Source organism: Paraburkholderia sp. BL25I1N1 (genome assembly GCF_003002025.1).
Taxonomy (GTDB): Bacteria; Pseudomonadota; Gammaproteobacteria; order Burkholderiales; family Burkholderiaceae; genus Paraburkholderia.
Map to the genome: position 1 here is coordinate 24,885 of NZ_PVZB01000048.1, position 8,305 is coordinate 33,189.

Here is an 8,305-nt window from a genome sequence, read left to right on the forward strand (position 1 = left end):
CCAATCTGAAAGGGGCGGGCGAATGACTGGCCTATCGTTGAGCCGACTACAAGGCGTCGAAGAATACGTTGAGAATCTGGTTGCAACTGACATCGTGCCTGGCATTGTGACGCTTGTGGCGCACCGCGGCGAGGTGGCGACGGTAGTCGTGGCAGGTTACCAGGACGAGGAGGGACGCAAGCCAATGCGCCGCGACTCGATCTTCCGTATCGCATCAATGACCAAACCAGTCACTGCGGTTGCCGTCTTGATGTTGATAGAGCAGGGGCGGCTTGCATTGACTGATCCAATCGAACGTTGGTTGCCTGAGTTTGGGCAGCCGCGTGTGTTGCGCACGCCCTCTGCAGAGCTTGATGACACGGTCGCGACCAATCGATCGATTACCGTTCTTGACTTGCTTAGCCACCGCGCGGGCTTGGGCTATTCCACCACCGTGCCGGGGCCGCTTGGTCGGGCATTACAGGCGGAAAGATTTCGGACTGATACCACCAGTTCCCTCGACCAATGGTTGGCCGCGCTGGCAGCCTTGCCGCTCGCTGATCAGCCGGGCGAACATTTTCGCTACGGCGTTTCGAGCGATGTGCTCGGGGTGTTGGTCGAGCGGGTCAGTAGTCGACCATTTGCCGTTTTTTTACGTGAATCCATTTTTGAACCTCTCGGCATGGGCGACACCGGTTTCTTTGTGCCCGCGGACAAACAGTCGCGCTTCACTACCGCCTATGGCGTCGGGGTCGACGGTCATCGTATGGTTTCCGATACCCCAGGGCTCAGCGTATGGAACAAGGTAGAGCGTTTCCCGGGGGGCGGCGGTGGCCTGGTTTCGACAGCAGACAATTACCTGTGCTTTGCCAACCTGCTACTCGGCCGCGGTCGCCTAGGCGACGTCCATCTGTTGTCGCCCCGTTCGGTGGCTCTGATGACGTGCAATTGGCTGACTGACCCGCAGCGCCAGGGCGAGGTGTTTGGCCACAATTTTTTCGCCGGCCAAGGGTACGGACTCGGCGTTTCGGTCGTCGATGATCTGCCTCGCCAACAGCAGGCGGTAGGCTTCGCGCAAGTTGGTAGCTATGGTTGGAGTGGACGGTTCGGCACTCACTGGCGCAACGATCCGATTGAGCAGACGACACTTCTTTACCTGACGCAGCTGCAGTCCACCGAGCTCACTGTGCGCCTGCCAGCCAGGGTCGCAGAGCGAGTGGCCGACGCGATCGATTATTGAGTGGCCGCATGTTGACGAATGATCCGGGTCGGAGCAATGACGACACATCGCACGAGGTCACTTGTTCCAACAGATTTTTGCGTCTCGCCTGGCTATATATGATGCAGCGCTCGCATCCCGTTTAATCACTGAGTTATCAGAGGAATTCCATCCGTGTCGAACCTTAAATTCCTGATCGGGGGCCGCCTGGTCGACGGCGCCAGAAAGTCTGCGGTTCTCAATCCGGCCACCGAGGAAGTGGTGGATGTGGCGCCACGCGCCTCGGCCGAGCAAATCAATGAAGCAGTGCAGGCCGCCAAGACGGCCTTTCCAGCCTGGTCGAACACGACTATTCACGAACGGCGGGAAGTCCTCCTGCGCATTGCCAAGGTCGTAGAGAACAATGTGACGGCGCTTGCGCCGCTTCTCACGCAGGAGCAGGGACAGCCGCTCGCCTACACTGAAGGGGAATTGAGGGGCTTTGCAGGTGCGCTGCGATATGCGGCCGATTCCCTGACTCTCCCGATCAAAGTACTCGAAGACAGCGCCGATCGCTACGTCAGATTGCTGCGCCGGCCGCTCGGGGTTGTGGCAGCGATCGTGCCGTGGAACTACCCGTTCGACGTGCTCGGCGCCAAATTGCCCGCGGCTTTGCTCGCGGGCAACACCGTGGTCGTCAAGCCGGCCGGTACGACGCCACTGACTACCTTGCGCCTCGGCGAGTTGCTGGCGGATGTGGTACCGCCTGGCGTGCTCAACATTGTGGCAGATGACAACGATCTGGGTGATGTGCTGACCCGGCATCCGGACGTCCGCAAAGTGTCGTTCACAGGGTCTATCGCCACGGGCAAGCGTGTCATGGCGGCGGCGTCCGAGTCACTGAAGCGCGTGACGTTGGAACTGGGAGGGAACGATCCTGCGCTGGTGCTCGAAGATGCCGATGTCGCGGCCGCTGTCGAGGGGATTTTCTTCCTCGGCTTCATCAACGTTGGGCAAGCATGTTGTGGCATCAAGCGTGTTTATGTCCATGCGTCGATTTACGATGCGGTTTGCCAAGGGCTGGCTGAAAAAGCTCGCGCGGCAAGACTTGGTAACGGGCTCGATCCCGACACGGAGTTCGGACCATTGCAGAACCGTGCTCAGTTCGAACGGGTCAAGGCGCTACTGGAAGATACGCGGCTGCATGGCAATATTATCGCTGGCGGGCGTGTCCGTGACGGTGCGGGTTATTTCATTGAGCCGACTATCGTGCGGGACATTGAAGACGGTTGCCGTATCGTCGACGAGGAACAGTTCGGCCCTATCTTGCCGGTTATCCGTTACACGGATCTTGATGACGCGATCCGCCGTGTTAACGGTACGCATTTCGGATTGGGGGCCTCGGTGTGGTCTAAAAACGCCGTGCGTGCCGGTGAAATTGCCCTGCGCATCGACTCGGGCATGGTCTGGGTTAACAAGCATGCCGACATTACCTTTGGCACCCCCTTCGTCGGTTCTGGCCAGTCCGGCATTGGCGCGGAGCTTGGGGAAGAAGGGCTGTTCGAATTCACACAGATCCAGGTCATAAACGAAGGGTCGCGTGCGGTGCAGAAAGGATAGGGCTGCAATGTCGAATAGAGCGTTTTCTTGTCTGTCTGTTCGCTGCGGAATTCCGGCTTGCGGTGTCGCTGCGTTTTGCTGCCCCTGCACGGCCAATACGCGATCCGAATCGGCACCAGTGCGAAACGGGACTAGGATCCGCAATCTGACGAAGGCACAGGTATGATTGATTGGAGATTATCCGCGGCGAGCATCCGTCGATTGCAGGCGGAACAAACGGACGGGACGTTGTCGGCACGGCAACTGGTCGATCTTTACCTGAAACGTATTACTGCTTTCGATCAATCCGCGCCAGCGATTAATGCCATTGCTACCATCAACGAACGTGCGACGGCGGAAGCAGATGCTCTGGATGCCGAACGGCGCGATGGCGTGCTGCGCGGAGCGCTGCATGGGATCCCCGTGCTGATAAAGGACAACATTGAGACGGCAGGCTTGCAGACCACGGCCGGCTGTACATTGCTCGCGGGCTGGAAGCCCGAGATTGATGCGGCAGTCGTTCGCCGGCTGCGTCAGGCGGGGGCGATCATTCTGGCCAAGACTAATATGCATGAGTTCGGCTACGGTATCCGTGGTTTTGGCTCGTATTTTGGCCAGGTACGCAACCCGTACGACCCTGAGTGTTATCCCGGCGGTTCGAGTAGCGGTTCCGCGGCCGGGCTTGCCGCTGGTTTTGGCGCGGTCGCGTTGGGCACCGACACCAGTGGCTCGATCGGCGTCCCGAGCGCGTACAACGGTCTTGTGGGCCTGCGTGTCACGCAGGGACTTATCAGCTGTGAGGGGATAGTGCCCCTGTCGTCGACGCAAGACGTTGTGGGGCCGATTGCCCGCACGGTGGAGGATGCGGCCACTGTCCTGGACGTCTTGACAGGCACCGACGTCGGTGGCGTCCAAGCGCCGACGTTTCCACTTGCGATGACGTACACGGCTGCACTTGGCACGGCGGAACTACGCAACGTGCGCATAGGCAGGCTCACGGATCTATTTCGGATCGATGCTGGAGATGACGAGGTGGCGGGAATCGTCGAACGTCGTCTGGATCTTATTGAGACCGCTGGCACGACGATTGTGGATGTTGAAATTTCAGCCTTGTCCGATTTGCTGAAAGACCGCTTGTGCGGCTCTCTTGTACTGGTGCAGGATTTCAAGTTCGATCTGGATGAATACTTGGCCAGGCGCCCGACGTCGCCGCTCCGATCGTTTCAGGCGCTGCTTGCTTCGGGGGTCTGCCACGCCGCGGTGATCGACAATCTGCGATTGTCCATGGCGACGGTCTCGCGAGTTACACAGGAATACTACGCGCACGTGGCCAAGCGCAGGATGCTGCGCGAAGTGATTGTCAAAGCGATGGACCAGCTCGGGCTCGATGCGTTGGTGTTTCCAACGATACGGCAGCCTGCGGGCCGAATTGGCGGACCGCAGAATGGGGCCAATAGTCAGTTAAGCGCCAATTCCGGCCTGCCGGCACTGACCTTGCCTAGCGGATATGCCGATGGCGGTGTGCCGGTCGGAATGGACATTCTCGGTCGCCCCTGGAGAGAATCCAGGCTCCTGGCGATCGGCCATGCCATTGAACAATGCACTCCGCCGCCTTCTCCCCCCGCTCTCACGTTCCGCGACGCTCCGATTGACGCTTCAACCAGCGCCGGAAGGAATTGATTCTTTATTCAATGGTTTATCGAGGAGTGCTAGATGTATATCCCTGAACTTCGCCCTGTCGTTACGTTACCGTCGAATACGTCGATTGAAACTATCTTCGAGGCAACGCAGCGAGATGGTGCGGTAATCGTAGCAAACCTGATCAGCGCAGAACGAGTGCGTCAGATCAATGCAGAACTCGATGCGACCCTCGACGGCCGCGGTGCGAGTTCGACAATCGCTTACGACAAGCAGTCCGATGGCCTGACCCGTCGCCTGTCTTCGTTGGTTGCCCGCAGCGCTGGCGTGGTCGACACGTTGCTGGAGCCGCAACTGTTGGGCTGGGCGGAGCGGACACTTGACGACAAAAGTTTGCAGCTGTGTTCTACGCAAATGTTGGAGGTCTGGCCGGGCGCGCCTGCTCAAACCCTGCACACAGACGAGGGCAATTGGCCGCCGTTTCTGCAGGGGCCTTACAACCGCGAGGTTCAATGCTGCTGTCTCGTGGCGCTGACTGACTTTACAGAAGAAAACGGGGCAACCCGCGTTCTTCCCGGTACACATCGTCATGCAATCAACTGGCTGGAGCTAACCGAGGTGCTGCCCTCGGTGCCGGCAGAAATGAAAGCGGGTAGCGCGCTTTTCTTTACTGGAAAGGTGGGGCACGGTGCTGGCGCCAATCGCTCCGGTGCGGCTCGCCGCGGGATGACGTTGACGTTTTGTCCAGGCTGGATCCGCCCCGGAGAGGCTCAGTGTCTGTCGGTCTCGAGAGAATTTGCAAAGCAGCTTCCTCAGCGTATGCGTGAGTTGATGGGGTTTCGTTCGTTTTATCAGGTTCTGGTGCCTGGGCAGGAACCGTTTGCCAGTCTTTGGCAGTACGAGATTGGCGATGCGTCGAGCGCGCTCGAAATCGGCCCGATCCGCTGATCATTGTGTCGGGATCGCCACCCGGTGCTATCTCATTTATCGAATGGCGGTGCTTTTCAAGCTGGCTGGCGCGCCGTGTATTTAATTAGGAAAGCATTTTTATGAGTCGCCTCTTTGATCCATTGGTAGTGCGCGACGTGACTATTCCTAATCGCTTGATGGTTTCGCCGATGTGCCAATACGGCGCACAAGAGGGCTATGCGACAGATTTTCACCTGGCACATCTGGGCAGATTCGCGCTCGGCGGATTTGGCCTGGTATGCGCGGAAGCGACGGCAGTGCTGCCAGAAGGACGGTCCACGCCCAAAGATCTCGGCATCTGGTCCGACGCTCATATTCCGATGCTGCAACGCATTACGTCGGTCATCAAGCAATCAGGGTCGGTGCCAGGAATTCAACTTGGACATGCCGGGGCCAAGGGGGGCTTGACTGAGCCTTGGGTTGGCAGCCGCCCGTCGGACGAAGCGTTCAATACGCCCGGGCAGGACCGTTGGGATACGATTTCGCCGAGCGGTTTGCCGGTTGGCGCGGGATGGCCGGCGCCGCGATCGATGACGGATAACGATCTCGCTCTTGTGGCGGCCGCTTTTCCGGCTGCTGCACAGCGTGCCGATCAGGCCGGTTTCGAGTTCATTGAGATCCATGGAGGACATGGTTATCTGCTGAGCCAATTTCTTTCGCCGCTCACCAATCTGCGCAGTGACGGCTACGGAGGCGATCGCGCCGGGCGCATGCGCCTGGCGCTCGAAGTGGTCGAGGCTGTACGCCGGGTCTGGCCGACGTCGAAACCGTTGTGTTTCCGTGTCTCTGCGGTCGATACCGGGGGCCCGGAAGGCGTGACTATCGAGGACACCATCGTGTTCTCGCGCGAACTCAAGAGGCGGGGTGTGGATTTGGTGGATTGCTCGTCGGGTGGAGTGCGCACCCATCCTTATAGATTGCCTGTCGGTTATGGCTATCAAACGCAATTCGCCGAGCAGGTTCGACATAGCGTCGACATTGGAAGTATTGCGGTAGGTCTGATTTTGGATGCAGTGCAGGCCAACGAAGTGATCGAAACGGGGAAAGCCGATCTCGTGGCGATTGGACGTGCGGCGCTCAACGATCCGAACTGGCCTCATCATGCCTATGCCGAATTGTTCCCCGAGCACGAATTCAAAAACTGGCCGGATCGCTATCGCTGGGGCCTGGAGCATCAAGCCAGGCAACTTGCGAAGGACGAACCTTTGCGCCGTGGTTGAAGCATTGCATAGAACACGGCTTCGCGGCGTTGACGTGTAGTGAGATCGATGGGAGAGAAGCGCGTGAGGGTTACATGAAGAAAGAAAATGTGTCGATTATCGGCTTGGGCGTGCTCGGGCGCGTAGTGGCCATGGCGCTGTTGCGTGCTGGACATCGTGTGCACGTCTGGAACCGTACCCCGGGTAAAGATGCTGCGCTGCTTGCTGTTGGTGCGTATATTGCGAGCGAGCCGGTACAGGCTCTCAACGAGAGCGAAGTGATTTACGTGGTTGTCAAGAGCTATGAAGTTGCACGCGAAGTGCTGGCAGCGGCAGGAGCGGATGGAGTGCTGTCGAGTCGGGTCGTGGTGCCATTGTGTTCCGGGACGCCAGCTCAGGCCAAGGCATTCGCAGAGTTTTGTACGGCTTGCGGTGCGCGTTGTCTTGACGGCATGCCGATGTGCTACCCGGACGGCCTTGGCACGGCGGAAGGCCTGACTGTCTATGCCGGCGACGCCTCGGTTTTCCAGGCGGTCGAGCATGTGCTCGCAGCATTGGGACCTGTCCGCTACCTCGGCTCTGAGCCGGGAGCGGTCAAGGCTTTAACTGCTGCACTATGCGTATTCAATCGGGGTGCGCTCGCTTCGTTCTTCGAGGCGGCTCGGCTGGTGGAAGCGTATGGCATGGAACTCGGCGTGTTTCTCGCGACCTTGCGCCACGGATATCGTTGCAATGTCGATGCAGTGCTAGAGCGCACTGTGTCCGCAGCAAGCCGGACTGGTGAGGTGCCGCCCGCAGAATACGCCACATTGGCAGCGCACGTGGATGCAGCTGCTTGTGATAGAGAGACCGTTGCCGCTTGTGGGCTTCGCTTGCCGGTGATGGAGCAGACCCAGAGATTCTTCGACGAGTTGATACGCTTTGGTGATGCCCAGGCCGATGTCGAGCATGCCTATCGGCCTTGGACAAAAGCAAACTGAGGATTTTTGCGCATCGCCACGGCGATGGAGCTGCCGATGATTAGTGCAATGTCGGCGATCGCGACGATACTGAGCGTTTCGCCCCACGGGGCATATCCGAAAAGCGTTGCCCAAATGATGCTGATATAGGTATATGGCGTCAGAACCGTGGTGGCAGTGCGTCGACCTTTCGCCCAGGCCAGGATCAAAGGGTGCGTGATCACTTCTCCCGCCGTGACGCTGCGCGCAGCGAGTCCGGTGATGCGGCAGGGTTTCTGGCCCAGCGTTACCAGTGCAGCGGCATCGGAATAACCCGATCCGGCGGCACGCGCGTCGGTATAAGGCTTGAGCTCTGCCAAAAACCGGTCAAGCACCTCGCGCGAAAACAGGTTCTTGATAATGATCGCGCCATCGCGCTCGGTGACTTCAAGGGCTTGCTCTGGCGAAATGTCAGCCGATAAGGTAGTGACGGGTTTCAATGTCTGCATGGTTGCAATCACTCATTCCCGGACATTATTTACGTTGACTCTCGCGTTATCGGACTCGAAGATGAATTCTTCGGCATGTTTTGACAAAGATGCTCAAATATGGAAAGGGCTTAATCATGATCGAGCAGCAGGAGCCTGAGGAATTGAGAACGACCGTGTGCGGTTGTGACACGTACGTGCTGCGAAGCGGTAAAGGCCCGACCGTGTTGTACCTCCACGGCGATCGAGGCGGTAGCGAGTGGACCACGATCCTTCAACGGCTCGCAGCAAACTTCG

General features: G+C 58.7%; 7 protein-coding genes. 6 read left to right on the forward strand and 1 reads right to left on the reverse strand.

The window, feature by feature from the left end; all coding sequences use genetic code 11:
• Positions 1-22: 22 nt before the first annotated feature.
• From B0G73_RS38615 to B0G73_RS38640, 6 genes are all read left to right on the forward strand, one after another.
• On the forward strand, positions 23-1,219 hold the full coding sequence (locus tag B0G73_RS38615) for a serine hydrolase (RefSeq protein WP_181196766.1): 1,197 nt from the start codon (positions 23-25) through the stop codon (positions 1,217-1,219).
• A 153-nt stretch (positions 1,220-1,372) separates the two neighbouring features.
• Positions 1,373-2,797 carry an aldehyde dehydrogenase family protein gene (locus B0G73_RS38620; protein ID WP_106286286.1) on the forward strand — a complete coding sequence of 475 codons (1,425 nt, stop codon included), beginning with the start codon at positions 1,373-1,375 and terminating at the stop codon, positions 2,795-2,797.
• A 162-nt stretch (positions 2,798-2,959) separates the two neighbouring features.
• Positions 2,960-4,456: an amidase gene (locus B0G73_RS38625; protein WP_106286287.1), complete on the forward strand. Its 1,497-nt coding sequence runs from the start codon at positions 2,960-2,962 to the stop codon at positions 4,454-4,456.
• A gap of 33 nt (positions 4,457-4,489) precedes the next feature.
• A complete protein-coding gene (locus B0G73_RS38630; RefSeq protein ID WP_106286288.1) occupies positions 4,490-5,362 on the forward strand; it encodes a phytanoyl-CoA dioxygenase family protein in 873 nt (290 codons plus the stop codon).
• 101 nt (positions 5,363-5,463) lie between these two features.
• Entirely contained in the window at positions 5,464-6,603 is a 1,140-nt protein-coding gene (locus tag B0G73_RS38635; RefSeq protein WP_106286289.1) for an NADH:flavin oxidoreductase/NADH oxidase, read from the forward strand.
• A gap of 74 nt (positions 6,604-6,677) precedes the next feature.
• Positions 6,678-7,562: an NAD(P)-dependent oxidoreductase gene (locus B0G73_RS38640; protein WP_146144288.1), complete on the forward strand. Its 885-nt coding sequence runs from the start codon at positions 6,678-6,680 to the stop codon at positions 7,560-7,562.
• Here B0G73_RS38640 and B0G73_RS38645 read toward each other — a convergent pair.
• Complete coding sequence (locus B0G73_RS38645; RefSeq protein WP_106286291.1) at positions 7,535-8,029, reverse strand: hypothetical protein; 495 nt, start codon at positions 8,027-8,029, stop codon at positions 7,535-7,537. The two genes, B0G73_RS38640 and B0G73_RS38645, sit on opposite strands and share 28 nt — an antisense overlap.
• Positions 8,030-8,305 lie beyond the last annotated feature (276 nt).

What these genes read in the sequence shown, in the direction of transcription:
- B0G73_RS38615 (WP_181196766.1), top strand. Translation starts at nt 23, where the DNA reads ATGACTGGCCTATCGTTGAGCCGACTACAAGGCGTCGAAGAATACGTT.
- B0G73_RS38625 (WP_106286287.1), top strand. Translation starts at nt 2,960, where the DNA reads ATGATTGATTGGAGATTATCCGCGGCGAGCATCCGTCGATTGCAGGCG.
- B0G73_RS38630 (WP_106286288.1), top strand. Translation starts at nt 4,490, where the DNA reads ATGTATATCCCTGAACTTCGCCCTGTCGTTACGTTACCGTCGAATACG.
- B0G73_RS38635 (WP_106286289.1), top strand. Translation starts at nt 5,464, where the DNA reads ATGAGTCGCCTCTTTGATCCATTGGTAGTGCGCGACGTGACTATTCCT.
- B0G73_RS38640 (WP_146144288.1), top strand. Translation starts at nt 6,678, where the DNA reads ATGAAGAAAGAAAATGTGTCGATTATCGGCTTGGGCGTGCTCGGGCGC.
- B0G73_RS38645 (WP_106286291.1), bottom strand. Translation starts at nt 8,029, where the DNA reads ATGCAGACATTGAAACCCGTCACTACCTTATCGGCTGACATTTCGCCA.